General features: G+C 69.7%; 24 protein-coding genes. 6 read left to right on the top strand and 18 right to left on the bottom strand.

Annotated elements, in window-relative coordinates:
• Window positions 1-21: 21 nt before the first annotated feature.
• The 3 genes from rplT to infC all read right to left on the bottom strand — a co-directional run bounded on the left by rplT (window position 22) and on the right by infC (window position 1,515).
• A complete protein-coding gene (gene rplT, locus OHS16_RS26345; protein WP_328539731.1) occupies window positions 22-408 on the bottom strand; it encodes a 50S ribosomal protein L20 in 387 nt (128 codons plus the stop codon).
• Window positions 409-511: 103 nt separating this feature from the next.
• Window positions 512-706: a 50S ribosomal protein L35 gene (gene rpmI / locus OHS16_RS26340; RefSeq protein ID WP_328539730.1), complete on the bottom strand. Its 195-nt coding sequence runs from the start codon at window positions 704-706 to the stop codon at window positions 512-514.
• A gap of 122 nt (window positions 707-828) precedes the next feature.
• Entirely contained in the window at window positions 829-1,515 is a 687-nt protein-coding gene (infC, locus tag OHS16_RS26335) for a translation initiation factor IF-3 (protein ID WP_328539729.1), read from the bottom strand.
• Window positions 1,516-1,878: 363 nt separating this feature from the next.
• On the opposite strand from infC, the gene OHS16_RS26330 reads away from it, so the two are divergent.
• A complete protein-coding gene (locus OHS16_RS26330) occupies window positions 1,879-2,253 on the top strand; it encodes a DUF1844 domain-containing protein (RefSeq protein WP_328539728.1) in 375 nt (124 codons plus the stop codon).
• A 2-nt stretch (window positions 2,254-2,255) separates the two neighbouring features.
• Here OHS16_RS26330 and OHS16_RS26325 read toward each other — a convergent pair whose 3' ends face one another.
• On the bottom strand, window positions 2,256-2,969 hold the full coding sequence (locus OHS16_RS26325; protein ID WP_328539727.1) for an aquaporin: 714 nt from the start codon (window positions 2,967-2,969) through the stop codon (window positions 2,256-2,258).
• An 82-nt stretch (window positions 2,970-3,051) separates the two neighbouring features.
• Window positions 3,052-3,807 carry an SseB family protein gene (locus tag OHS16_RS26320; protein ID WP_328539726.1) on the bottom strand — a complete coding sequence of 252 codons (756 nt, stop codon included), beginning with the start codon at window positions 3,805-3,807 and terminating at the stop codon, window positions 3,052-3,054.
• A 161-nt stretch (window positions 3,808-3,968) separates the two neighbouring features.
• Here OHS16_RS26320 and OHS16_RS26315 point away from each other — a divergent pair, with 161 nt between their 5' ends.
• Entirely contained in the window at window positions 3,969-4,844 is an 876-nt protein-coding gene (locus OHS16_RS26315) for a serine hydrolase (protein ID WP_328539725.1), read from the top strand.
• Here OHS16_RS26315 and mycP read toward each other — a convergent pair.
• Both mycP and OHS16_RS26305 read right to left on the bottom strand, forming a co-directional pair.
• On the bottom strand, window positions 4,819-6,030 hold the full coding sequence (gene mycP / locus OHS16_RS26310) for a type VII secretion-associated serine protease mycosin (RefSeq protein ID WP_328539724.1): 1,212 nt from the start codon (window positions 6,028-6,030) through the stop codon (window positions 4,819-4,821). The two genes, OHS16_RS26315 and mycP, sit on opposite strands and share 26 nt — an antisense overlap.
• On the bottom strand, window positions 6,030-7,247 hold the full coding sequence (locus OHS16_RS26305) for a hypothetical protein (RefSeq protein ID WP_328539723.1): 1,218 nt from the start codon (window positions 7,245-7,247) through the stop codon (window positions 6,030-6,032). Before OHS16_RS26305 ends, mycP begins: the two co-directional genes overlap by 1 nt.
• Before the next feature lie 213 nt (window positions 7,248-7,460).
• Here OHS16_RS26305 and OHS16_RS26300 point away from each other — a divergent pair, with 213 nt between their 5' ends.
• Entirely contained in the window at window positions 7,461-8,663 is a 1,203-nt protein-coding gene (locus tag OHS16_RS26300) for an amino acid deaminase/aldolase (RefSeq protein ID WP_328539722.1), read from the top strand.
• Window positions 8,664-8,699: 36 nt separating this feature from the next.
• Here OHS16_RS26300 and OHS16_RS26295 read toward each other — a convergent pair whose 3' ends face one another.
• The 4 genes from OHS16_RS26295 to OHS16_RS26280 form a co-directional block, all read right to left on the bottom strand.
• Entirely contained in the window at window positions 8,700-9,647 is a 948-nt protein-coding gene (locus OHS16_RS26295; RefSeq protein WP_328539721.1) for a DUF2510 domain-containing protein, read from the bottom strand.
• 63 nt (window positions 9,648-9,710) lie between these two features.
• A complete protein-coding gene (locus OHS16_RS26290) occupies window positions 9,711-10,499 on the bottom strand; it encodes a 3-oxoacyl-ACP reductase (RefSeq protein WP_328539720.1) in 789 nt (262 codons plus the stop codon).
• A 6-nt stretch (window positions 10,500-10,505) separates the two neighbouring features.
• Window positions 10,506-11,867 carry an aldehyde dehydrogenase family protein gene (locus OHS16_RS26285; RefSeq protein WP_328539719.1) on the bottom strand — a complete coding sequence of 454 codons (1,362 nt, stop codon included), beginning with the start codon at window positions 11,865-11,867 and terminating at the stop codon, window positions 10,506-10,508.
• A gap of 8 nt (window positions 11,868-11,875) precedes the next feature.
• Window positions 11,876-13,240 (bottom strand): glutamine synthetase family protein, encoded by a 1,365-nt coding sequence (locus OHS16_RS26280; RefSeq protein ID WP_328539718.1) that lies wholly within the window; start codon window positions 13,238-13,240, stop codon window positions 11,876-11,878.
• Between the two features lie 108 nt (window positions 13,241-13,348).
• Between OHS16_RS26280 and OHS16_RS26275 the strand changes: the two genes are divergently transcribed.
• Complete coding sequence (locus OHS16_RS26275; protein WP_328539717.1) at window positions 13,349-14,035, top strand: gamma-glutamyl-gamma-aminobutyrate hydrolase family protein; 687 nt, start codon at window positions 13,349-13,351, stop codon at window positions 14,033-14,035.
• 42 nt (window positions 14,036-14,077) lie between these two features.
• Here OHS16_RS26275 and OHS16_RS26270 read toward each other — a convergent pair whose 3' ends face one another.
• The 4 genes from OHS16_RS26270 to OHS16_RS26255 form a co-directional block, all read right to left on the bottom strand.
• Window positions 14,078-14,779, bottom strand: coding sequence for a helical backbone metal receptor (locus tag OHS16_RS26270; protein WP_328540995.1), 702 nt, complete (start codon window positions 14,777-14,779; stop codon window positions 14,078-14,080).
• A 10-nt stretch (window positions 14,780-14,789) separates the two neighbouring features.
• Complete coding sequence (locus tag OHS16_RS26265) at window positions 14,790-15,365, bottom strand: helix-turn-helix domain-containing protein (protein ID WP_328540994.1); 576 nt, start codon at window positions 15,363-15,365, stop codon at window positions 14,790-14,792.
• A gap of 181 nt (window positions 15,366-15,546) precedes the next feature.
• The gene (locus tag OHS16_RS26260) at window positions 15,547-18,171 is read right to left on the bottom strand and encodes an ABC transporter permease/substrate binding protein (RefSeq protein ID WP_328539716.1); all 2,625 of its coding nucleotides are present in this window, start codon (window positions 18,169-18,171) and stop codon (window positions 15,547-15,549) included.
• The gene (locus OHS16_RS26255; RefSeq protein ID WP_328539715.1) at window positions 18,164-19,237 is read right to left on the bottom strand and encodes a quaternary amine ABC transporter ATP-binding protein; all 1,074 of its coding nucleotides are present in this window, start codon (window positions 19,235-19,237) and stop codon (window positions 18,164-18,166) included. Before OHS16_RS26255 ends, OHS16_RS26260 begins: the two co-directional genes overlap by 8 nt.
• A gap of 229 nt (window positions 19,238-19,466) precedes the next feature.
• Here OHS16_RS26255 and OHS16_RS26250 point away from each other — a divergent pair, with 229 nt between their 5' ends.
• Both OHS16_RS26250 and OHS16_RS26245 read left to right on the top strand, forming a co-directional pair.
• A complete protein-coding gene (locus OHS16_RS26250; RefSeq protein ID WP_443042798.1) occupies window positions 19,467-20,372 on the top strand; it encodes a 5'-3' exonuclease in 906 nt (301 codons plus the stop codon).
• Window positions 20,373-20,419: 47 nt separating this feature from the next.
• Window positions 20,420-21,262 (top strand): siderophore-interacting protein, encoded by an 843-nt coding sequence (locus OHS16_RS26245; protein WP_328539714.1) that lies wholly within the window; start codon window positions 20,420-20,422, stop codon window positions 21,260-21,262.
• Window positions 21,263-21,354: 92 nt separating this feature from the next.
• Here the strand turns inward: OHS16_RS26245 and OHS16_RS26240 are convergent, their stop codons facing one another.
• The 3 genes from OHS16_RS26240 to OHS16_RS26230 all read right to left on the bottom strand — a co-directional run bounded on the left by OHS16_RS26240 (window position 21,355) and on the right by OHS16_RS26230 (window position 23,978).
• The gene (locus tag OHS16_RS26240) at window positions 21,355-22,134 is read right to left on the bottom strand and encodes an ABC transporter permease (protein WP_328539713.1); all 780 of its coding nucleotides are present in this window, start codon (window positions 22,132-22,134) and stop codon (window positions 21,355-21,357) included.
• Window positions 22,131-23,138: an ATP-binding cassette domain-containing protein gene (locus OHS16_RS26235; protein WP_328539712.1), complete on the bottom strand. Its 1,008-nt coding sequence runs from the start codon at window positions 23,136-23,138 to the stop codon at window positions 22,131-22,133. The genes OHS16_RS26240 and OHS16_RS26235 overlap by 4 nt, the downstream gene beginning before the upstream one ends.
• A 192-nt stretch (window positions 23,139-23,330) precedes the next feature.
• Window positions 23,331-23,978: a PadR family transcriptional regulator gene (locus OHS16_RS26230; RefSeq protein WP_328540992.1), complete on the bottom strand. Its 648-nt coding sequence runs from the start codon at window positions 23,976-23,978 to the stop codon at window positions 23,331-23,333.
• Window positions 23,979-24,009: the final 31 nt, after the last annotated feature.

The raw sequence follows: 24,009 nt of genomic DNA, 5'->3' as shown, positions 1-24,009 counted from the left end.
GGTGTGAAGAGTTTGCCTGTATCAGGCAGCGGTCTTCGGCGCGTTGACGTCGCTCGGGAGCGCCTTCTGCGCGACCTCGACCAGCGCGGCGAACGCGGTGGAGTCGTTGACGGCCAGCTCGGCGAGGATCTTGCGGTCCACCTCGATGTTGGCGGCGTTCAGACCCTGGATGAGGCGGTTGTACGTCATGCCGTTCTCGCGGGCAGCGGCGTTGATGCGCTGGATCCACAGGCGGCGGAAGTCGCCCTTGCGCTTCTTGCGGTCGTTGTAGTTGTAGACCAGGGAGTGGGTGACCTGCTCCTTGGCCTTGCGGTACAGGCGCGAACGCTGACCACGGTAGCCGCTGGCGGCTTCGAGGATTGCCCGGCGCTTCTTGTGGGCGTTGACTGCCCGCTTGACGCGTGCCACTTGTTAACTCCTTGTAGCGGGGCCGTGGTTGGACTCACACGGCCCGGAAACGAATTGGTCCCGGTCGGATGTCGTGCCTCCGGTGGTCACCGGGGGCCCGGCACTACTTGCCGAGAAGCTTCTTGACCTTCTTGGCGTCGCCCGGGGCCACCGTGACGGTGCCGGTCAGCGAGCGGGTCTTCTTCGACGACTTGTGCTCGAGCAGGTGGCGCTTGCCGGCGCGCTCACGGAGCACCTTGCCGGAGCCGGTGATCTTGAAGCGCTTGCTGGTACCGCTGTGCGTCTTGTTCTTCGGCATCGCGCCGTACTCTCCTCGTCAGTGGCGCTCCCCCGGTGCGGGCACCGGACTGCGGGAGCGTCAGATCGTTGGTATGTGTTCCGGACCGGACCCCGGGGCCGCCTGGATGGCGGCCCCTGCGGTCACGCTTCGGAGGATGTCTCGGCCGGTGCTTCGGCCGCTGCCTCGGCCGGAGCCTCGGCGGCCTCGTCCGTGGCCTCGTCGGTCGCGTAACCCTGGCGCTCCGCCTTGCGGGCGGCCTGAGCCTCACGAGCCTCGGCCATGGCCTCGGTCTTCTTCTTGTGCGGGCCGAGAACCATGATCATGTTTCGGCCGTCCTGCTTCGGGTTCGATTCGATGAACCCAAGGTCCTCGACGTCCGATGCGAGACGCTGGAGCAGACGGAAGCCCAGCTCGGGGCGGGACTGCTCACGACCACGGAACATGATCGTGATCTTGACCTTGTCGCCCTGCTTGAGGAACCGCACGACGTGACCCTTTTTGGTGTCGTAGTCGTGCGGGTCGATCTTCGGCCGGAGCTTCATCTCCTTGATGACCGTGTGCGCCTGGTTCTTGCGCGCCTCACGGGCCTTCATGGCCGACTCGTACTTGAACTTCCCGTAATCCATGAGCTTGCACACGGGCGGACGGGCGGTCGCCGCGACCTCGACCAGGTCGAGGTCGTACTCCTGTGCCAGCTCCAGGGCCTTGGCAAGCGGCACAATGCCGACCTGCTCGCCGCTGGGTCCGACAAGTCGCACCTCGGGAACGCGAATCCGGTCGTTGATGCGGGGCTCGGCGCTGATGGATCCTCCTCGGTAGCACCACACGACTGTCTGGCAGACAGCCGCGTAACGTCTGTTTAGACAGACCAACCGTGCGGAGAAAGTAAAAATGCCCCGGACGGGACACAGGCGGAAGCTCCTTTACTACCGGAGCACCGCCGCGTCGAACCGCGGGGCGCACATCGGGTGGCCTCCATCGTCCGTACGGAACGATGGGCGCCGCCTGACCGGTGACCCGCCGTCCCGAAGGACAGCCAGGTGGGAGATCGGAGCCTCCACTTGTGGGCCGGGCACACAGGTGTCCGGCCGGTCGTTACACAAGGTTAGCACCTCCCCGGGGGCAGGGCTAACCGGCGGACACCGGACCTTCGCGCGAGAGGCCGCGGGGCTGCGCATATCGTAGGCGCCATGAGTGACGCGACCCCTTCCCCCGGCTCCCCCGACGAAGCCCCCGGCTTCGACTCCATGACCCGCGACATCGCGGATGTCCCTGCGGTCGAGGTGATCACGACGGTCGCGGTGCACCTGATGAGTTCGGCGGCGGTCAACCTCGGGCTCGCCGAGGACGGCGAGAAGCACAAGGACCTGGACGAGGCACGGAAGCTGATCCAGGCGCTGGCCGGCCTGGTGACCGCCAGCGCCACGGAGATCAGCACCTTCCACGCGGCGCCGCTGCGCGACGGGCTGAAGTCGCTGCAGCTCGCGTTCCGTGAGGCTTCGGTGGTGCCCGACGAGCCCGGCCAGGGGCCCGGCGAGAAGTACACGGGCCCCGTGCACAGCTGATTTCAGGCGTCGTCCGCCACCGCGGCGGGCAGCCCCGCGGGGTGGGTGAACCGGTGCGCGTACGCCGCCAGCGCACCACCGATCATCGGGGCGACCAGGAACAGCCACACCTGGGAGAGGGCCGGGGTGCCGGCGAAGAAGGCCGGCCCCAGGCTCCGGGCCGGGTTCACCCCGGTACCGGTGAGCGGAATACCGACCAGATGGACGGCGCCGAGCGCCAGGCCGATCGGCAGGCCGGCGAGACCGGTCACCAGGATCTTGTTGGTCACCGCCAGGAAGACGTAGACGAACACGAAGGTCAGCGCGAACTCCACGAGGAATGCGCCGCCGGTGTTGAGCTGCACGGTCGACCTGTCGTCGTAGCCGTTGCTGCCGAACAGCCCATGGGTCTTGAGGCCCGGCACCTGCTTGGCGAGCAGGAAGAGAATCGCGGCGCCGACGACGCCGCCGAGCAGCTGCGCCACCCAGTACTCGAGCGCGGTGCGCACCCGCATACGGCCGGCCACGAGCATGCCCATGGTGACCGCGGGGTTGATGTGGCAGCCCGAGATGGCGCCCAGCGCATACATCAGCCCCAGCATGGTGAAGCCGAAGCAGAGCGCGATACCGAAGGCACCGATGTATTCACCGGCCAGCACGGCGGCGCCCACCGCGACGAACACCAGCAGCAGAGTTCCGAGGAACTCCGCGACTATCTTCCGCGTCTCCGTCTCCATATGACACACCTCACGAAGATTGTCGGATTTCACCGCAATTATTCGTCCATGAAGCCAGGTGTGCCTGTCGGGACGCGGTGCGTCACCCCGGGCGTGTGAAGAGCGGGGCGTTGGGAGCCGGAGCCGCCGCGGGGAGCAGGGCCAGATCGAGCCCCTGGACCAACCGGGCCCGGAGCACCTCGTCGGCGGCCAGCGCCGTGGCGACGGAGCGAGCCGCCGACCCCGGGTCGGCGGCGGGGTCCAGGACCAGGGCCAGGGTGCCGTCGGCCCGTCCGGGGCCGAGATGGGCCCGCAGTACGTCCGGCTGCGCGGCCACCACGGCCCGCACGGCCTCCGTGACGGCCGGATCGTCGAGCGGATCCGTACTGGTCCGCCCTTCGGCCAGCGCCAGCAGCGCCGCGCCCTTGAGTTCGTAGGGAACGGGGCCCGCCAGATCGAGTACCAGGGTGTCGGCCCGCTCATGGGCGGCGGCCTGCAGCGCCTGGTGCAGCGGTACGGCGACCGGGCGGGCACCGGGGTCCCAGCGGGTCAGTGCCGCGGTCGAGGTGAAGGCGGGCAGCGCTGTGCGGTCACCGGCCCGCAGTGTGGGAACAGCCATGTCGCTGCTCTTCTCCCGCCGGAGTCCGCTCCCCCGGTGTCCTTCGGCCTCCTCGCCGGTCCCGGTCTCGCCGAGCACGGCGACCACAGGTACCAGCAACCGGGCGTCCTTCAGGGCTTCCAGCACCTTCGGCTCGGCCGCTCTGTCCTGTGACCAGGCGGCCAGCGCCGCGGTGAGCCGGGGGTCGGCGGAGCCGTCGTCGTCGGAGAAACCGGAGTCCGGAATGTTCTTGAGCGCCACCCCCCGAGCCTAGCCGCCGGGGGCAGGACCCCGGTCTACGGGGCCCAGCTCCCCGTGGGCCGTTTCCGCCGGACCCCGGCGGAACTCCCGGCCGGATCTCTCACCTGGTGTTCAGCCTGCGCACAGTGCACCCCCAGGTTGGATTCCTAGCGTCCGGGACCATGAGAAGAACCACACCCCGGATATGCGCGACGGCCGCACTCGCCCTGCTGCTGAGCGGCTGCGCCTTCTCCCCGGTGCCCACCGCGCTGGCCTCGTCCGTATCGTCTGCCGTACCTTCGGCGCCGGCCGGCGCCACCGGCGCGGTACCGAGCAGGGAGCCCTCAGTGGATCTGAACGCGGCACTGGTGTCCGCGCTGCAGCGGGCGGCCGGGGACAGCTCGCTGTCGGCGGCGGTGTTCGACACGAAGAGCGGGGTCACCGCGGTCGGCGGGAACCGCAGCTACGACACGGCGAGCATCGTGAAGGTCGACATCCTGGCGACGCTGCTGATGCAGGCGCAGGACGCGGGGCGCCGGCTCACGGCGCGGGAGACGGCGTACGCCACCGCCATGATCGAGCACAGTGACAACGACTCGGCGACCGCCCTGTGGAATGCGATCGGCGGCGCGGCCGGACTCGACGCGGCAGGCAAACGGTTCGGACTCACCGCCACGAAGGGCGGTGCGGGCGGCGAGTGGGGGCTGACGCAGACCACCGCCCAGGATCAACTCATGCTGCTGAAAGCCGTTTTCGGCACCGACTCCCCGCTCAGCGCGGACTCCCGCGGCTATCTCCGGGGATTGATGGGGCAGGTGCAGGCCGATCAGCAGTGGGGAGTGTCGGCCGCGGGAAGCAACTGCGCCCTGAAGAACGGCTGGCTGCCGCGGAGTTCCACGTCCCTGTGGGACATCAACAGCATCGGCCGGGTCACCGCGGACGGCCGCACCTATCTGATCGCCGTGCTCTCCGACGGCCATGCCACCCGCGCGGCAGGCATCGCGAAGGTCGAGGACGCCGCGCGGGCCGCCGTCAGAACGCTCGCCGGTAGCGGCTGATGCCCGTGCCCCGCCCACCCGTTCCGCGGCCACCGCGCCACAGCACCACGCCGCAGGCGAGCAGCAGCACCCCGCCTCCGCCTGCCAGCGGGACCAGCCAGCCGGCAGGTCCGCCGCCCGTGGACTGCGGGTCGGGACCGGGGCCGAAGTACGTCTTCCCCGGTGCTGCGGCTTCGTTCCGGATACGGCCGGGCGTGAGCTTCGCCGCGGCACCGAGCGCGGCGGCCGGGTCCACGATGCCGTAGCCGCGGGCGTCGTCCCGGCCGCTCCGGGGGGCGTCACGGGCCGTGTCGGTGAGCAGCTTCCTGATCTGGGCCGGCGTCAGATGCGGATACGCGGCGCGGACCAGGGCGACCGTACCGGAGACGAAGGCGGACGCCGCGCTGGTGCCCCAGCCCACGTAGTACTTGTGGTCGGGATCGGCGATCACCACATCGTCTCCGGGGGCGCTGACCGTGGCGTACCAGTGCCGGGTGGAGAACGAGGCATGGGTGCCGTACCGGTCGACCGCGGTCACCGCGATCACACCGGGATAGGCGGCGGGGTAGGAGACGGGGTCGCCGTCCTCTCCGCCGTTGCCCGCGGACGCGACGACGACCGCGCCCTTGGAGAGCGCGTACTGCACGGCGGAGTCCTGCGCCGGCTCGGGGTGGGCCGAAGCGCTGTCGTCGCCGAGCGACAGGTTGATGACGTCGGCGCCGTGGTCGGCCGCCCAGCGGATGCCTTCGGCGAGGGCGCTGCCCCGGGACTCGCGGGCCTTCTTGATCGCGGGATCGGCGCCTTCGAGAATCACCCGGACCGGCAGGATCCTCGCCTGGGGCGCGATCCCCATGATGCCGTCCCCGTGACCGGGTCCATGCCCGTGGCCGGCGATGATGCCCGCCATAGCGGTGCCGTGGCGGGCCCAGGACCGGTCCCCGCGGCGCGCCCCGAATCCGATCAGGTCCTCGTCCGGGAGGACCTGTCCCGCGAGATCGGGGTTGGTGCCGTCCACACCGGTGTCCAGGACGGCGACCGTGACGCCCTTGCCCTTGGTCGTACGCCACGCCTGCTGGACGTGCATGGAATCCAGCGCCCACTCCTGGGCGCGGATGGAGTCGGCGTGGGCCGGCACGGACGGCAGCACGGCACAGAGCGCCGCGGCCAGCGCCGAGGTGCACGCGACGAGGGGTCCGCTTCGCCTCATCAGGACGTCTCCGTGACGGATGCGGCGTTCCGGCGCAGCGCGCGTTCGACCCGCTCCTCGATCCCGGCGGCCTCGTGCCCGAGTCCTGCCTGGGCCGCGGCCGTCTTCTGGGAGGGCGCCATGGCCCGCGCGGCCGGCTGGGGGTCGGTGACCTTGCGGCCGTCGGCGAAGCCCGAGACCGCGTACACGACCACCGGAGCGTCGGTGAGGACGCTGACCTTCCAGCTCGCCCGCTGCTGGTCGCCGAAAGTGGCGGCGACGGTGGACTTCACCGGATAGGTTCCCGGGAGCAGATCGGTGCGTGCGCCCAGTCCCTCGTCGGCGAAGCGGGCGTGCAGAGCCTTCATCGCGGTCGGGTCCGCCTCTGTGAAGACCATGCCGACCGTGGTCACACTGCTGCTGGTCGCGTCGGTGTAGGTGGCCCTCAGCAGCCTCGTGCAGCCGACCGGTTCGAGCACCTTGAGCAGCAGCGGGTCCAGCCTGCCCCGGCAGCTGGTGTCGGGGGCCACACCCAGCCTGGTCCATGACCGGTCGGCGCCGCCGGGGCCCGCGCCGTCCCCCTTGAGCGTGCGGGGGAAGAGGGTGTCGACGGGGGTGCTGTGCCAGAGGCCTCGTGCGGCGGTGAATCCGGTGCGGGAGCCGGCCGCGTCGGCCTCGCCGGTGAGCACGCTCCCGGCGACCGCGCCACCGATGAGCCCGAGGCCCAGCACCAGGCAGGCCGCTACGGCCACGGTCCTCGCGGGACGGCGGGCCGCCACCGGACGCAGCCGGGTGGTGGTCTCCGACGGGGTCTCCGGGCGTGGCTGTGCGTAGACGGTCGGATTTCCTGCGCCGGGGCGCGGAGTGAGGTCGACCGCTCCGACGGGCCTGCGCCGGGTGGCCGGGGGGACCGCGGGCCTGGGCGGCGCGACCTGCGGTGGTGGCGGCGGGTACGCGACGGCGGGCTGCCGGCCGGGGCGCTCGTCGCCGGACGGCTGCCGGTCCGGGGACGTCCGGGCGGGCTCGTCGGCAGGCGGGTTCCCGGCGTCCGGGCCACCGGTGGGCGGGCCGGTGTGCGGGGGATCCAGGGGCGGATCGACGAGGGGACGCAGCCGGGTGGTCGTTTCGACGGGGGTCTGCGCGGAGTCGTCCGCGGGCCGTGCGGCAGTCCGCACCGGCGGCCGCGCGGGCCGGGGCGGAAAGGACGGGAAGGGGGCACGTGGTGCTTCGGTACCCATCCACCCCCCTGTGCCTCTGTTTGCGTCTGCGTACAACTGCCCGTCATGTGCGTGCCGGCGCACGGGCGGCACTCCGCCCGGTCGTCGTCCGCGCGCGCCCGCCCGTCACTCTACGGGCTGCCGGTGGTCCGGCGGGAGGTGGACGGTACGCCCGGGGCATCTGCCCCGAACGTCCCCCTACCCTCCGGTAATCATGTCTGTCAGGCTTCGGCCATGACGCCCCGTGCTGCTGACCGGACCCGGTACGACCGGGCCACCGCCGCTCTTGACGCTCCGCTGGCGATCGTCGACCTCGAAGCCTTCGACGCCAATGCCGACGATCTCGTCCGCCGTGCCGCGGGCAAGCCGATCCGGGTGGCCAGCAAATCCGTGCGCTGCCGGGCTCTGCTGGAAAGGGTGCTGGGGCGGGAGGGCTTCGCCGGGCTGATGTCGTTCACGCTCGCCGAGTCCCTGTGGCTGGCGCGGTCCGGTTTCGAGGACGTTCTGCTGGCCTATCCGTCGGCGGACCGCGGCGGCTACGCGGAGCTGGCGGCCGACCCGAAACTCGCCGCCGCGGTGACCGTGATGGTCGACGACCCGGCGCAGCTGGAACTGATCGACCGGGCACGCGACGGTGGCCGCGAGGAGATCCGGGTCTGTCTGGAACTGGACACCTCCCTGCGGATGCTCGGCGGACTGGTGCGCATCGGAGCGCTCCGCTCCCCGCTCCGCGAACCCGCCCAACTCGCCGAGCTGGCCAGGTCGGTGGCGCGCCGTCCGGGATTCCGGCTGGTGGGCCTGATGGCGTACGAGGGCCATGTGGCCGGGGTGGGAGACGCGGTGGCAGGACATCCGCTGCGCTCGTCCGCGGTCCGGCTCATGCAGTCGGCGGCCCGCAGAGAACTGGCTTCCAGGCGTGCGGCGGTGGTGCGCGCGGTCCGTGCTGTGGCACCGGAGCTGGAGTTCGTCAACGGCGGCGGCACGGGCAGCGTCCAGCACACCGCGGCGGAGGAGGCGGTGACCGAGATCGCCGCCGGTTCCGGCCTGTACGTACCGCGGCTCTTCGACAACTACACCTCGTTCACCGGGCGGCCTGCCGCGCTCTTCGCGATGCCGGTGGTGCGCCGGCCCGGTGTGGGCGTGGTGACGGTACTCGGCGGCGGCTACCCCGCATCGGGTGCGGCCGGCGCGGACCGGCTGCCCGTGCCGTATCTCCCCGAGGGTCTGCGCTACGACCCGCAGGAGGGCCCGGGTGAGGTGCAGACACCGCTGCTCGGCTCGCCCGCGGATGATCTGCTGATCGGCGACAAGGTGTGGTTCCGCCACGCGAAGGCGGGTGAACTGTGCGAACGCTTCACCGCGCTTCAGCTGATCCAGGGCGACCGGGTGAGCGCGACGGTGCCGACGTACCGCGGTGAGGGGCACACCTTCCTGTGACACGCGTCCGCCGGTACGCGGCCGGCCGGGCGGTGCTCAGGGGCCGATGCTGCTGCCCACTCCACCGCTGGTGGCGTCGCCGATGGGGCGGATCCCCCGGGTGATGGTGTCCATGAGGCTTGTCGGCGGGCCGTCGGGCCCTGCGTCGAAGGCGAAGCGGACGACCACGATCGCCTCCGAGCCGACCGATGAGGGCACGGCGAGTGTCTGTACGTAACCACCGGGGCCCGCGCCGGTCCTGACCCGCCAGCGGATCAGATAGCCGGTACGGCCCGCCACCGAGACCGACTTGGACTCGAGCTGGGTGTGCGAGGTGATGCCGTTGTAGATGAGGTCGCCGACGATGTCCCGGTCGTACGAACTCTTCGCGGCATCGTCGATGTCCGCCTTGGCCACGGCTTCTGCGGTGGTCAGATCGGTCTGTGTGGCGGTCCGTGAGGTGACCCTGCCGTGCCAGCAGAAGGTGCCGGTGTCCCCGGGACAGTCGTAGGAGTGCTCGGTCCGCATGGTCGTCACGTCCTCGACGGTGCTGGACGGCTTCTCCCATCCGTCCGGGACCGGCAGGGTGATGCCGTCGAGCTGGTCCACCAGCAGCGAGGGGCTGTCGGCGGTCGGCGCGCCGGCGGTGGGGCTGTCCTTGTGGTCGGTGGTGGCGGCCGGGGACGAGCTGCTTCTCGCGGTCTCCGGCCCCTTGTGGTCGTCGCCCCTGCCCGCGACGACCACCCCCGCGGCCACAGCGCCGGCGAGTACGACGCCGACCGCGGCCAGCACCGCGATCCGCTTATGGCCACGCCGCGGCGCGGGCGGGCCGAACTGCTGCGGCCCTGACTGCTGCGGGCCGAAACCCTGCGACGGCGGCCCGAACTGCGGCGGTGCGCCGGCGGCCGGGCGGGTGGTCGCGGTCCAGGCCGTTCCGTCCCACCAGCGTTCGGTGGCCGGCAGAGAGGCGTCCGGATACCAGCCGGGCGGGGTCGCGTGCGTCATGGCGCCACTCTAGGGTTCGGGCCCCCGGGGCCTGCCCCGGGGGCCCGCGGCACATCGGTCCGGCTACGAAAGCGGCGTCACATAGGCCCCGGAGATCCCTCCGTCCACCAGGAAGTCCGTGGCGTTGACGAAGGAGGAGTCGTCACTGGCCAGGAAGGCCACCGCGGCGGCGATCTCGTCCGCCTCGGCGAAACGGCCGACCGGGATGTGGACCAGCCGCCGCGCCGCCCGCTCGGGGTCGCTGGCGAACAGCTCCCGCAGGAGCGGTGTGTTGACCGGTCCTGGGCAGAGGGCGTTGACCCTGATGCCCTGGCGGGCGAACTGCACACCGAGTTCCCGGGACATCGCGAGTACTCCGCCCTTGGACGCGGTGTACGAGATCTGGCTGGTCGCCGCGCCCATGACGGCCACGAAGGACGCGGTGTTGATGATCGAACCGCGGCCCTGGCGCTGCATGTAGGGGATGGCGGCCTTGCAGCAGAGATAGACGGACGTGAGGTTGACGTCCTGGACGCGCCGCCATGCATCGATGCCTGTGGTGAGGATCGAGTCGTCGTCCGGGGGCGAGATGCCCGCGTTGTTGAAGGCGATGTCCACCGAACCGTAGGTCTCGTGGGCAGTGCCGAAGAGGGCTTCGACCTGATCCGCGTCGGTGACGTCGACCCGTACGAAAGTGCCGCGCACCGCGTCCGCGGCCGCTTTCCCCGCCCGTTCGTCGATGTCGCCGCAGACGACGTGCGCGCCTTCGGAGGCGAGACGGCGGGCGGCGGCGAGGCCGATACCGCTCCCCGCACCGGTGATGACGGCGGTGCGGCCGACGAGGCGGCGGCAGACTGAGGTTTCTTCGGTCATGTGTGCTCAGGCCTCCGTACTGATGAAGACGTTCTTGGTCTCGGTGAACGCGGCGAGCGAGTCGGGGCCCAGCTCACGCCCCAGGCCGGACTGCTTGTAGCCGCCGAACGGGGTGGAGTAGCGCACACTGCTGTGTGAGTTGACCGAGAGGTTTCCGGCCCTCACGGCCTGGGAGACCCGCAGTGCCCGGCCCACGTCACGGGTCCAGATGGAACCGGACAGTCCGTACTCGGTGGCATTGGCCAGAGAGACCGCTTCGGCCTCGTCCTCGAAGGGCAGGACCACCGCGACCGGCCCGAAGATCTCCTCGGTGGCGGCCGGGGACCCCGGTGACTCGGCGGTCAGCACGGTCGGCGGGAACCAGAACCCGGGCCCCGCGGGTGCGGTGCCGCGGATCGCGGCGGCGCCCGCCGGAACGTAGGAGCGTACGCGTGCCAGCTGTGACTCGGAGATCAGAGGTCCCATCTCCGTCTTCTCGTCCGACGGGTCACCGACCACCACGGACTCGATACCGGGGACCAGCAGTTCCAGGAAGCGCTCGTACACGGAGCGCTGGACCAGGATCCGGGTGCGCGCGCAGCAGTCCTGGCCCGCGTTGTCCAGGAAGGACATCGGTGCCGCGGCCGCCGCGGCGTCCAGGTCGGAGTCGGCGAACACGATGTTGGGGCTCTTGCCGCCGAGTTCGAGGGTCAGCGGCTTCGTCAGTTCCGCGCACCTGGCCATGATCTGCTTGCCGATCCGGGTGGAGCCGGTGAAGACGATCTTCGCCACGCCCGGGTGCGTGACCAGTGCGCTGCCCGCGGTGTCCCCGGCGCCGGGAAGCACCTGGAAGAGATGTTCGGGAAGACCTGCCTCCAGGGCGAGTTCGGCGAGCCGCAGTGCGCTGAGCGGAGTGGTCTCGGCGGGCTTGAGGACGACCGCGTTGCCCGCCGCGAGCGCGGGCGCGGTGCCCCAGGCCGCGATGGGCATCGGAAAGTTCCACGGGGCGATCACCCCGACGACTCCGAGCGGTTCGAGGATGGTGAGGTCGATACCACCCGCGACCGGAATCTGGCGGCCCATCAAGCGTTCGGTCCCACCTGCCGCGTACTCCAGCAGATCGCGGACGTTGGCCGCCTCCCAGCGGGCGTTGCCGAGGGTGTGCCCGGCCTCGCGCACTTCGATGCGGGCGAGTTCCTCGCGGTGTTCATCGACGACAGTGGCGAACCGCCGCAGCAGCCGCGCCCGGTCCGCGGGTGCGGCTGCCGCCCAGCCGCGCTGGGCGCGGGCCGCGGCGGCCACCGCTGCCGCGACCTCGGCGGCCGTGGTGGCCCGGACCGTGCCGATGACTTCTTCGGTCGCCGGATTGAGTACGGAATGCTCGTGCACGGCGGTCCTCACAGACGCTCGAAGGCTCGGCGCAGCTCCCAGTCGGTCACTGCCGCGTCGAAGGCCTCGGTCTCGACGCGCGCCATGTTGCGGTAGTGCGCCACGACCTCGTCTCCGAATGCCTCCCTGGCGACCTCGCTGTCCGCCCAGAGGCCCGCGGCCTCGGACAGGGTGCCGGGCACCTGCGCGTAGTCGGCTTCGTAGGCGTTGCCCTCGCACGGCTCGGGGAGTTCAAGCCGGTGCTCGATGCCGTACAGCCCGGCGGCGATCAGTCCCGCCACCGCGAGGTAGGGATTGACGTCGCCGCCCGGCAGCCGGTTCTCGAAGCGCAGCGAGGGGCCGTGCCCGACGACCCTGAGCGAGCAGGTGCGGTTGTCGTGGCCCCAGGCCACCGCGGTGGGCGCGAACGATCCGCGCCGGAAACGTTTGTAGGAATTGATGTTGGGTGCGTAGAGCAGTGAGAAGTCGCGGAGCGCGGCGAGCTGGCCGGCCAGGAAAAAGCGCATGACCGGGGACATGCCCCCGGCCTCGGCGCCGGTCATGGCGCTGCGCCCGTGCTCGTCGCGGAGCGAGAGGTGGATGTGGCAGGAGTTGCCCTCGCGCTCGTTGTACTTCGCCATGAAGGTGAGCGACATGCCCTCCTGGGAGGCGATCTCCTTGGCGCCGGTCTTGTAGATCGCGTGCTGGTCGCAGGTGGTCAGCGCCTCGTCGTAACGGAAGACGATCTCGTGCTGGCCCGGATTGCATTCGCCCTTCGCCGACTCGACGGTCAGCCCGGCCGCCGCCATCTCGTTGCGGATGCGGCGCAGCAGCGGCTCGACCCGGCCGGTGCCAAGGACCGAGTAGTCGATGTTGTACTGGTTGGCCGGGGTCAGATCCCGGTAGTCGCGGTCCCACGCCTGCTCGTAGGTGTCCTTGAACACGATGAATTCGAGCTCGGTGCCGACATGGGCGGTGAGGCCGTGCGAGGCCAGTCGGTCCAGCTGGCGGCGGAGGATCTGGCGTGGCGCGGCGGCGACGGGCGAGCCGTCCTGCGCGGCGAGGTCGGCGATGAGCAGCGCGGTTCCCTCGTGCCACGGAATGCGGCGGAGCGTGGTCAGGTCCGGGTGCATGGCGAAGTCGCCGTAGCCCCGGTCCCAGGAGGCCGTCGCGTAGCCGTCGACGGTGTTCATCTCGGTGTCGACGGCGAGGAGGTAGTTGCAGCCCTCCGTGCCGTGTTCGAGTACCTCGTCGAGGAAGAAGGACGCGGCGAACCGCTTGCCCTGGAGTCTGCCCTGCATATCGGGGAAGGCCAGGACCACGGTGTCGATCTCACCGCTCTCGACGAGTATGCGCAATTCCTCCACGGCGAGCGCGGGTGTACGGACTGGCACGGGCGGATCCTCTCCTCACGGGCCTGAAGATGATCCAAACGTAGGCTCTGGACGGCCGGTTTGGATACGGTGCGTTGATTCCGCGTGCCGCGTCTTCCAGGAGTGCCCGTGTCGCACCGCCGTCCGCTGATCGGGCTGAGTACCTATCTGGAAGCCTCCGCGCGCTGGGGCGTCTGGGATCTGCCCGCCGCCCTGCTCCCGGCCGGCTACCCGCAGCTGGTGCGGGCGGCCGGCGGACTCTCCGCGATGCTTCCGCCCGATGTGCCGGGCGTGGCGGCGGAGCTGGTGGCCCGGCTCGACGGCCTGGTGATCGCGGGAGGGCCCGATGTGGAGCCGGTGCGGTACGGAGCCGAGCGGGATCAGCGGTGCGGTCCGCCGGCCCGGGAGCGGGACGCCTGGGAACTGGCCCTGATCGAGGCCGCGTTGGCGGCGGGGACACCACTGCTCGGTATCTGCCGGGGGATGCAGCTGCTCAATGTCGCGCTCGGCGGGACGCTGGTGCAGCATCTGGACGGCCACACGGGGGCCGCCGGCGTCTTCGGGAGTCATCCGGTGAAGCCGGTGCCGGACACCCTGTACGCGTCGATCGCGCCGGAGGAGACGGATGTGCCGGCCTACCACCACCAGTCGGTGGAACGGCTGGGACGCGGACTGGTGGTCTCGGCCCGTTCGGCCGATGGCACCATCGAGGCGATCGAGGTGCCTGGCAGGCACTGGGCGCTGGGGGTGCAGTGGCATCCGGAGGCGGGCAGGGATACTCGGGTCATGGCTGCACTGGTCCGGGCCGCCTCCTGAGCCGGCCGGGCACGGGCGGCGTCCGTTCCGTGCCCCGCGCCGTCAGCCGAGAGCGGCCCGCAGCGCCTGCGGAGCGCGGCACAGCGACGGCCCGTACCAGGTCAGATACCGTCCGCTGACGAGCGCGGCGGGAAGCCCCGGAAAAGCCTCGGGCCCGTCGTCGGCGGTGAACCGGTACGGCTCATCGGGCAGGACGACCATGTCCGCACCCGCCGCGGTCAGCTCGCCGAGCGGAATCCTCGGATAGCGCTCGGGGTGCTCCGCGTACGGATTGCGTACGCCGAGCCTGCTCAGCAGATCCCCTGCGAAGGTGTCCCGGCCCAGCACCATCCAGGGCCTGCGCCAGATCGGCACGATGGCTGTGCGTTCCCGGCCCGGGACGACTCGCGCCCAGGCCTGTTCCGCCTCGTCGAGCCAGCGGGGCCGGCCGGCCCCACAGGCGGCGAGCACCCTTTCCAGTTCGCTGAACGCCTGGGAAAGACCGCGCACTTCGGTCACCAGCACGCTCAGCCCCGCGGCTCTCAGCGCCTCGAGGTCGGCCGGCCGGTTCTCCTCCTCGTTGGCGATGACCAGGTCGGGTCGCAGCCCGGCGATCGCCGGCACATCGGGATTCTTGGTGCCCCCGATCCGTACGACGTCCAGCCCGGCCGGACGGACGCACCAGTCGGTGGCCGCGGCCAGCACCCCGGGAGCGCTGACGGCGACCGCCTCGGTGAGCGAGGGCACCAGGGAGACGACGCGCATCACGGCCGGCTCAGCGCCGCTGCTCCGCGGTCGCGTCGACATGGTCGGCGACCCCCACTACGACGATGCGGGTGTCGGTTCCGGTGGCCCGCCAGCGGTGGCGCACGCCACCGGAGAGGAACATCGAATCACCGCGTTCCAGCCGGTACACCCGGCCCTCGGCCTCCACTTCGGCCGCGCCGTCGGCGACGTACATCAGCTCGTCGTTGCGGTGCTTGAACTCGCAACCGGTCTCCTGTTCACCGGTGAACTCGGTGGCACGGAGCTGATGGTGTCCCGCGACCAGCGGCCGGGTCTGCGGCTCGGACTGCGGTGGGCTGCCGGGGGCGGTCGCCGCCCGTACGACATCCACCGTGCGCGCGGCATCCGAGGCGGCGAGCAGTTCCACCGCCGTGGTCTCCAGTGCGTCGGCCACCCGCTGGAGGGAACGGACGCTCGGGCGGGCGCGCTCGTTCTCGATCTGGCTGAGGAACGGCACCGAAAGACCGCTGCGTGCGGAGACCTTGGCCAGGGTGAGACCGAGGGTGCGCCGGCGCCTGCGGACTGCCGCGCCCACCCGGAGCGGTTCCTTCTCGTCGGTGTCCATCTCGCGGTTGCCCTCCCCTAGCCGTGTCGCCCGTTGCACGTGCTGCAAGCACCTTACGCAGCTTCCGCCCACAGCTGGGCTCTCCTGTCACACCCGAGTGGGACATCACGACACGACGCAAGGGGTGGACGACGCCCTCGGGCGCTGTCCACCCCTTGCGGGAGTGCGGAGTACTACCGGGTCAGCCGGCGACGGGCGCCAGCTTGGCCTCCATCTCCGGATGGGCGTCCAGCCAGGTGCGGGCCGACTTCTTCTCGTTGCCCGGTCCGCCGTTCTGGATCGCGACCTCGAGCGAGTTCAGCTGGTCCTCGCTGAGCTTGAAGTTCTTCAGCCAGCCGTTGAACTCGGGAAGGTCCTTGCCGAAGTCCTTGCGGGCGACGGTGTGGATCGAGTCGCTCTTGCCCCAGGCGCCCTTCGGGTCCTTGAGCTTGGTCAGGTCGTACTTGCCGTACGCCCAGTGCGGCGACCACAGCACCACGACGACCGGCTCCTTCTTCTTGATGGAGCGGTCCAGCTGAGCCAGCATCGACGACGTACTCGACGACACGACCTTGTACTCACCCTGCAGACCGTAGGCCTTCAGGACCTTCTTGTTCAGCGTGCCCATCTCACCGGCACTGGACTCAATACCGATGATCTTGCCGTTGAACTCCTTGCCCTTGCCCTTCAGATCCGCCAGCGACTTCACGCCCTTGACGTAGGAAGGCACGGACAGTTCAAGGGACGTGGGCCCGTACCAGGAACCGATATCGGAGAGGTTGTCCTTGTATCTGTCCCAGTACTGCTTGTGCGTCGACGGCAGCCAGGAGTCGAACTGCACATCCATCTGGCCTTGTGCCAGCGCGGTGTACAGCGGGCCCGGGTCGAGCTGCTTGACGTTCGGCTTGTAACCGCGATCCTCGAGGATGTTGTCCCAGAGGTAGGTGCTGGCGATTGCCTCGTCCCACGGGAAGTAACCGAGGTTGACGCTCTTGCCCGCGTCCTTGCCCTGCTGAGCACCGCCGCCGGGGACGGGGGCGAGCTTGTTGACGAGACCCGGATTCTTCTTGAGCCAGGCCTTCACGCCGTCCTGCTCGTGCCCCTCACCCGCGGCCTGTACGGCGTTCTCCAGGCTCGTCAGCTGGATCTCTGTGAGCTTGAAGTCCTTGAGCCACTTGGCAGCGGTCGGGTCCTTCTTGGCGAAGCCCTTGTGCGCGACGGTGTGGATCGAGTCCGTCTTGCCCCAGGCGCCCTTCGGGTCCTTGAGCTTGGTCAGGTCGTACTTGCCGTACGCCCAGTGCGGCGACCACAGCACCACGACGACCGGCTCCTTCTTCTTGATGGAGCGGTCCAGCTGAGCCAGCATCGACGACGTACTCGACGACACGACCTTGTACTCACCCTGCAGACCGTAGGCCTTCAGGACCTTCTTGTTCAGCGTGCCCATCTCACCGGCACTGGACTCAATACCGATGATCTTGCCGTTGAACTCCTTGCCCTTGCCCTTCAGATCCGCCAGCGACTTCACGCCCTTGACGTAGGAAGGCACGGTCAGCTCGAGGGACGTGGGCCCGTACCACTGGCCCATGTCGTCCATCTGTGACTTGTACTTGTTCCAGTAGTCGGCGTGCGTCGTCGGCAGCCAGGAGTCCGTCTGGAAGTCGACGTCGCCGCGGGCCACACCGGAGTAGAGCGGGCCGGCGTCGAGCTGCTTGACATCGGTCGTGTAGCCGCGCTCCTCCAGGAGCTCCTTCCACAGGAAGGTGGAGGCGATGCCCTCGTCCCAGGGGATGTACCCCATGTTGATCTTCTTGCCGTGACCGACGTTCGTGCCGGCCGCGGAACTCCCCTGGCTGTCGCCGGAGCCGGCGATGTTCATGCCGCCGGCGACGAGCGCCAGCACCACGACACCAACGGTCGCCACAGCGGTACCGGGCCGGTAGTGGGCCAGGCTCCATCCGCGAGCGACGGCCATCGCCTTCGCGGCCGCCCTGCGGCCGAGCGGGGAGACCCGCTGGTTGAGCGCTCCGGTCATCCGGTCCAGGTAGATGGCCAGGATGACGACGGCGACACCGCTCTCCGCGGCGAGACCGACCTGGAGCTGGGTGATCGCGGCGTAGACCTTCTCGCCGAGTCCGCCCGCACCCGCCATACCGCCGATGACCACCATGGACAGCGCCAGCATGATGACCTGGTTGATGCCGGCCATGATCGTCGGCAGCGCGAGCGGCAGCTGCACCCGGGTCAGGATGCTCCGAGGGCTGGTGCCGAACGCCTCGGCGGCCTCGACCAGCTCGGCGTCCACCTGGCGGATGCCGAGTTCCGTCATCCGTACGCCCGGAGGCATGGCGAAGACGATCGTCGCGATCACACCCGGGGTGACCCCGACGCCGAAGAACATGACGCCCGGGATCAGATAGACGAAGGCCGGCATCGTCTGCATCACGTCGAGCACCGGCCGGACGGTAGCGCCGACCTTGGAATTGCGCGCGGCCCAGATACCCAGCGGCACCGCGATCACGATGGTGATCACCGCGGCGACGACCACCAGCGAGAGCGTGGCCATCGCCTCGTCCCAGAGCGCGAGCGAGTCGATCAGCGCGAATCCCGCGAAGGTGAGCACCCCCGGCAGCAGACCACGCAGCCAGAAGGCGAGAACGGTGAAAATGCCCGCCATCAGCAGCGGCTCGCCGCCGCTGAGAACGGCGTTGACGCCGTCGTACATGTTCGTCAGCACGCTGTTGATGAAGTCGAACAGCCAGCTGACGTGGTTCTGGAGCCAGTGGACGATGTCCTCGACCCAGTTGCCGAAATTGAGCCTAGGCACTGGCGACCGCCTTGTTGTCGGGGGCCGCGTCGCAGGCCAGCGGAGCCTCGGCGTACTCGCCGAGGAAACCTATGAGCCGGGACTGCGGCACCACGCCGACCAGCTTTCCTTCTGTGTTCTTCACGGCCACCGCGTGCGGCACACGCGCACTCACACCGCACAGATCGGCGAAGCTGGTGTCCGGGGTGACCGTCTCGCATCCGCAGTCGTCCGCGCCGCTGACGGGGTCCGTCATCATCGCCGCGGCGGTGAGGACGCGGGTGCGGTCCACGTCCTTGATGAAGGACGCGACGTAGTCGTTCGCCGGGGTGATGAGGATGTCCTCGGCGGTGCCCTGCTGGACGATCTCGCCGTCGCGCATGACGGCGATGCTGTCACCGAGCCGCATGGCCTCGTTGAGGTCGTGCGTGATGAAGACGATCGTCTTCTTCAGCCGCTTCTGGAGTTCGAGCAGCTGGTCCTGCATGTCGCGCCGGATCAGCGGGTCGAGGGCGCTGAAGGACTCGTCCATCAGCAGCAGGTCCGCGTCGGTCGCCAGCGCACGGGCGAGCCCCACACGCTGCTGCATACCGCCGGACAGCTCGTCGGGCCAGGAGTTCTCCCAGCCTGCGAGACCCGTCATCTCCAGGGCCTCGGTGGCCCGTTTCTCACGCTCCGCGCGCGGCACGCCCTGCACCTCGAGGCCGTATCCGGCGTTGTCGAGGACGCTGCGGTGCGGGAAGAGAGCGAAGTGCTGGAAGACCATGCTGATCTTCTTGGAGCGCACCTCCCGCAGCTCCCGGTCGCTGAGCGCGGTGAGGTCGTCGCCGTCGAAGAGCACCCGGCCGGACGTCGGCTCCAGCAGACCGTTGAGCATGCGCAGCAGGGTGGACTTGCCGGATCCGGAGAGACCCATGACAACGAAGATGTGGCCCGGTTCGACGGTGAAGGACGCGTCGATCACCGCAGCAGTCGTCCCTTCGCCGCGCAGCTCATCGCGGCCGGTGCCGTTCTCGAGCTTCTGAACGGCTTCATCGGGTCGTCTGCCGAACACTTTGTACAAGCGGTCGGCTTGCAGCCTGGACACATATACCTCACGCGTCGGAATGAAAACGACCCGTCACCCCCGTGTCGACAGGTCGTGGAGCGGCGCGGGATCCGCCCGCTTCACCCTCGCAATATTTGAATCTGCTACTGGTTCCGCTCCGGGGCGGCGTCTGCCCACGTTTACACCACACAAACAGAAGAGTGACCCAGCTCACTTGGGGCGGCTGTCGGTGCCGTACGGCATCATCGGACCCGTGACGCGACGCCTGATGCTCCTGGATACCGCCTCCCTCTACTACCGGGCCTATTTCGGGGTCCCCGATTCGGTCCGTGCCCCGGACGGCACCCCGGTCAATGCCGTGCGCGGCTTGCTCGACTTCATCGCCCGGCTGGTGCAGGACCACCGCCCCACCGATCTGGTCGCCTGCATGGACGCCGACTGGCGTCCGCAGTGGCGGGTGGACCTCATCCCGTCGTACAAGGCGCACCGCGTCGCCGAGGAGACGGCGCAGGGACCCGACGTCGAGGAGACCCCTGACACCCTCGCACCGCAGGTCCCGATGATCGAGCGGGTGCTCGACGCGATCGGCATCGCCCGTGTCGGAGTCGCCGGATACGAGGCGGACGATGTCATCGGCACCCTCGCCGGACAGGCCACCGGCCCGGTGGACATCGTCACCGGCGACCGTGACCTCTATCAGCTGGTCGACGACGCACGCGGCGCCCGGGTCCTCTATCCACTGAAGGGCGTGGGAACCCTCCAGCTCACCGACGAGGCGGTGCTGCGCGAGAAGTACGGGGTGGACGGGCGCGGCTACGTGGATCTGGCACTGCTGCGGGGCGACCCGAGCGACGGGCTGCCCGGAGTGCCCGGTATCGGGGAGAAGACCGCTGCGAGACTGCTCGACGCGTTCGGTGATCTGGCCGGGATCATGGCCGCCGTCGACGACCCGTCGGCGAAGCTGACGCCGTCGCAGCGCAAGAAGCTGTACGAGGCCCGCCCCTACCTCGATGTGGCACCGAAGGTGGTGCGGGTGGCAGCGGACGTGCCGCTTCCGCCGTTCGATCCCGTGCTGCCCGCGGAGCCGCGCGATCCTGCCGCCCTCGAAGAGCTCGGCGCCCAGTGGGGACTGGGCGGTTCGCTGCAGCGTCTGCTCTCCGTCCTGCACGGCTGAGGTGCTAACTTAGGTGAACCTAAGAACTCGGGACCAGGGAGCCGTTCGTGGCAGAAGAAACAGCCCGCAGGACACCGCAGGCCCGTGAGGTGCAGGTGATCCGCACCGAGCGGATCACCCCGCACATGGTGCGTCTCGTCCTGGGCGGTGAAGGGCTGGAGGGGTTCGACGCCTCGGAGTTCACCGACCACTACATCAAGGTGCTGTTCGCACCCGACGGGGTGAGCTACGCCGAGCCGTTCGACATGGCACGGATCCGCGAAGAGCTGCCGCGTGAACAGTGGCCGGTCACCCGGACCTACACCGTTCGGGCCTGGGACCCGGCGCTGAGGGAGCTGACAGTCGATTTCGTGGTCCACGGCGACGAGGGCCTGGCCGGGCCGTGGGCGGCCCGGGCGCAGCCCGGTGAGACCATACGGTTCTTGGGTCCCGGCGGCGGTTACGCACCGGATCCGGCCGCTGACTGGCATCTGCTGGCGGGCGACGAGAGCGCGCTGCCGGCGATCGCCGCCGCGCTGGAGCGTATGCCGGCGGACGCGCTGGTCCACGCCCTCATCGAGGTGTCGGGCACCGAGGAGGAGCAGAAGATCGCCGCTCCCGCGGGGGTGTCGGTCAGCTGGCTGCACCGCGGTGAGCGTCCGGCGGGCGATGCGCTGATCGATGCGGTGCGCGCACTCGACTTCCCCTCCGGCACGGTCGGCGCCTTCGTCCACGGCGAGGCCGGCTGCGTGAAGGAGCTCCGCCGGCACCTGCGGCTGGACCGGGGCATCCCGCGCGAACAGTTGTCGATCTCGGGGTACTGGCGTCTCGGCCAGACCGACGAGGCCTGGCGGGCCGCCAAGCGCGAGTGGAACGCCCAGGTCGAGGCGGAGCAGGAGCGGGCCGCCTGAGGAACCGCCGCACCGGTGAGCCCCCGGCCGCGGTACGGCCGGGGGCTTGCCGCTGTACTTCCTTCGTGTCAGTCCGGTCTGCTGCCGGCCCGTCAGACGGAGCGCTGGTAGGACCGGAAGGTACGGGTCGACAGCCAGACCGAGAACACCGCGAGCAGCAGCAGCCCTCCTCCGCGGCTGAGCACCACACCCCAGTCCGGGCCCGCCGACATCGCCGAACGCCCCGCCACCATCGCCCAGTTCACCGGGTTGAAGTCCGCGATGTGCCGCATCCAGGACGGCATCTGGGCAGGGGCCATGAAGGCCGAGGACAGGAACGTCAGCGGCAGCAGCAGAAAGGTGTTGATGCCGATGATCGATTCGCGCTCACGGACCAGCATGCCGAGAGCGTTGGAGAGGGTTCCGAAGACCGTACCGAGCAGGATCGACGCGACCACCAGGATGACGAGCCCGCCGAGGCCCCCGGGGTACTGAGCGCCGCCGAGCAGCCCCAGCAGCACGATGACCACGGACTGAACCGCCGTGGAGATGCCGTTCTGCACCACATTGGCGTTCATCAGCGCGGTCCGGCTGACCGGGGTGGTCAGGAAGCGGTTGAGCGTGCCGCGTTCGATCTCCTCCAGGGTTCCCATGCCGGCCCACATGCTCGATCCCAGGGCGCTCATCACCACGATGCCCGGGATCAGATAGTCGAGATACGTGGAGGTGCCGAACCCACCGAGTTCGACGACCTTCCGGAAGAGGCTGCCGAAGAGGAACAGCCAGATCACCGGCTGGATCAGGGAGATCAGCAGAAAGACGGGCTGACGCAGGATCGCCATCAGCTGACGCTGGGTCATGTACCAGGTCTGGGTGAGAGTGGCGGTGCTCACAGGGCTTCTCCCGCGGCTGCGCCCGCGAGGTGCGGGACGGTGGGAACTGCTTCGGCGAACCGGCGTCCTGCGTATCGCAGATAGACGTCGTCAAGGGATGGCCTGGCGACCGTCGCGGCGGCGACGGCGGCTCCGGCCCTCTCCAGGGTGGCGAGCAATGACGGCACCGCTGCCGCCCCGTCGTCCGCCCTGGCACTGACCCGGCGCCCCTCGACCAGCACCTCATGGATGCCGGGCAGGCCGGCGAGTGCGGCGGTGAGCACCGCTCCGTCCCCTTCGGCCCGGAGCTCCACATGCACCGCGTCGCCGCGCAGTTCGCCCTTGAGCTCATCGGGGGTGCCCTCGACCACGACCCGGCCGCGGTCGACGATCGCGATGCGCTCGGCCAGCCGGTCGGCCTCCTCCAGATAGTGGGTGGTGAGGAGAATGGTCAGCCCCTCTTCGCCCGCCAGCCGGGAGATCTCGTCCCACATGGCCGCGCGGGCCTCGGGGTCGAGCCCGGTCGTCGGTTCGTCGAGGAAGAGCACCCGCGGCCGGTGGACCAGACCGAGCGCCACATCGAGGCGGCGCTGCATACCGCCGGAATATCCCTTCACGATGCGGTTCGCCGCGTCCGCGAGATCGAAGCGGTCGAGCAGCTCACCGACGCGCCCGGCGAGTGCGGCGCCTCTCATGCCGTAGAGCCGGCCCTGGAGCAGCAGGTTCTCCCGGCCGGTGGCCACGGGGTCGGCGCCGGACTTCTGGGCGACGACCCCGATCTCGCGGCGCACCCGGTCGGGATGGCGCAGCACATCGTGTCCGGCGACCGACGCTTCGCCGCTGTCCGGGCGGGCGAGGGTGGTGAGGATCTTCACGGTGGACGATTTGCCCGCACCGTTGGGGCCCAGCAGCCCGAAGACGGTGCCGGCTTCGACGGTGATGTCCATCCCGTTGAGGGCGGTGACATCACCTGGATAGGTCTTGATCAGTCGATGCGCCGTTACGGCGGGCGCGGGGTCGGTCATGACAGGGCTCTCCTGTGGTGAGCGGGGTTCTCGGGCATGCCGAGCCGATCCGCGTGAAGAGCGCCGGGCTATCCTGGGTGTGCCGCACCTCGATCGCCCGGCTTGCCTCACCGCAAGTCCGGTCCGGGGTTCGAGACCCCGGTGGGAGCTGCTCCAACAGCGCCCGCCGGGGTCTTCTCTCTGTGGGACGTCTCAGTCCCTGGAGCCATCCTCCTCCAAGGTCTGCCATTCCTGCGGGACTTCACCGGTCTCGTGCAAGGACCGCCAGCCCTGTATACCGCTGAGCGATCCGTCCGCCATCTCCGCGACCAGCGTGCGGGTCCACTCGGCCTCCGCCTCGAGCATGTGCAGCTGGTACTCCGTGTCCAGCAGGAAGATCCGGGGCAGCGTCTCGTACAGCTTCTGCAGGACGCCCCGCAGCGCGGCGGCCCGTACTTCGAGCTGGCCGGCCCGGTCGGTCAGCAGCGTCGCCGTCTCGTCCGGCGGCAGCACCCCCATGAAGGAGAGCGCCGTCCCGTAGAGCGGGAACTCGGTGGCGGGGACGGCCAGCAGATCGGACATCCAGTCGACCATCTCGGCGCGGCCTTCGCCGGTCAGGCAGTAGAGGGTGCGCTCGGGGCGATTGCCCTGCTTCTGCACGTCGGCGACCTCGACGAAGTCATGCTTCTCGAGGTTCTGCACCACCGTGTAGAGCGAACCGAAGTTGATCTTTACGCTCTGTTCCTTGCCGCGCTGACGGAGGGTCTGTGCGATCTGGTAGGGGTGCATCGGGCGCTCGGAAAGCAGCACCATGACGGCGAGTGCCAGCGGGTTGCCGAGCTTGCGCCGCTTCACTGCCACTGTCACCGCCCCATTCCTCATCGCATGCGAA

Origin of the sequence: Streptomyces sp. NBC_00344 (assembly GCF_036088315.1) — a bacterium.
In the GTDB taxonomy this organism is placed as follows: domain Bacteria; phylum Actinomycetota; class Actinomycetes; order Streptomycetales; family Streptomycetaceae; genus Streptomyces.
This window is presented reverse-complemented; position numbering and strand designations above follow the sequence as displayed.

Coding starts and splice junctions, on each gene's coding strand:
- rpmI (WP_328539730.1), bottom strand. CDS start 706: ATGCCGAAGAACAAGACGCACAGCGGTACCAGCAAGCGCTTCAAGATC.
- OHS16_RS26330 (WP_328539728.1), top strand. CDS start 1,879: ATGAGTGACGCGACCCCTTCCCCCGGCTCCCCCGACGAAGCCCCCGGC.
- OHS16_RS26325 (WP_328539727.1), bottom strand. CDS start 2,969: ATGGAGACGGAGACGCGGAAGATAGTCGCGGAGTTCCTCGGAACTCTG.
- OHS16_RS26315 (WP_328539725.1), top strand. CDS start 3,969: ATGAGAAGAACCACACCCCGGATATGCGCGACGGCCGCACTCGCCCTG.
- mycP (WP_328539724.1), bottom strand. CDS start 6,030: ATGAGGCGAAGCGGACCCCTCGTCGCGTGCACCTCGGCGCTGGCCGCG.
- OHS16_RS26305 (WP_328539723.1), bottom strand. CDS start 7,247: ATGGGTACCGAAGCACCACGTGCCCCCTTCCCGTCCTTTCCGCCCCGG.
- OHS16_RS26300 (WP_328539722.1), top strand. CDS start 7,461: ATGACGCCCCGTGCTGCTGACCGGACCCGGTACGACCGGGCCACCGCC.
- OHS16_RS26295 (WP_328539721.1), bottom strand. CDS start 9,647: ATGACGCACGCGACCCCGCCCGGCTGGTATCCGGACGCCTCTCTGCCG.
- OHS16_RS26290 (WP_328539720.1), bottom strand. CDS start 10,499: ATGACCGAAGAAACCTCAGTCTGCCGCCGCCTCGTCGGCCGCACCGCC.
- OHS16_RS26270 (WP_328540995.1), bottom strand. CDS start 14,779: ATGCGCGTCGTCTCCCTGGTGCCCTCGCTCACCGAGGCGGTCGCCGTC.
- OHS16_RS26265 (WP_328540994.1), bottom strand. CDS start 15,365: ATGGACACCGACGAGAAGGAACCGCTCCGGGTGGGCGCGGCAGTCCGC.
- OHS16_RS26250 (WP_443042798.1), top strand. CDS start 19,467: ATGCTCCTGGATACCGCCTCCCTCTACTACCGGGCCTATTTCGGGGTC.
- OHS16_RS26235 (WP_328539712.1), bottom strand. CDS start 23,138: ATGACCGACCCCGCGCCCGCCGTAACGGCGCATCGACTGATCAAGACC.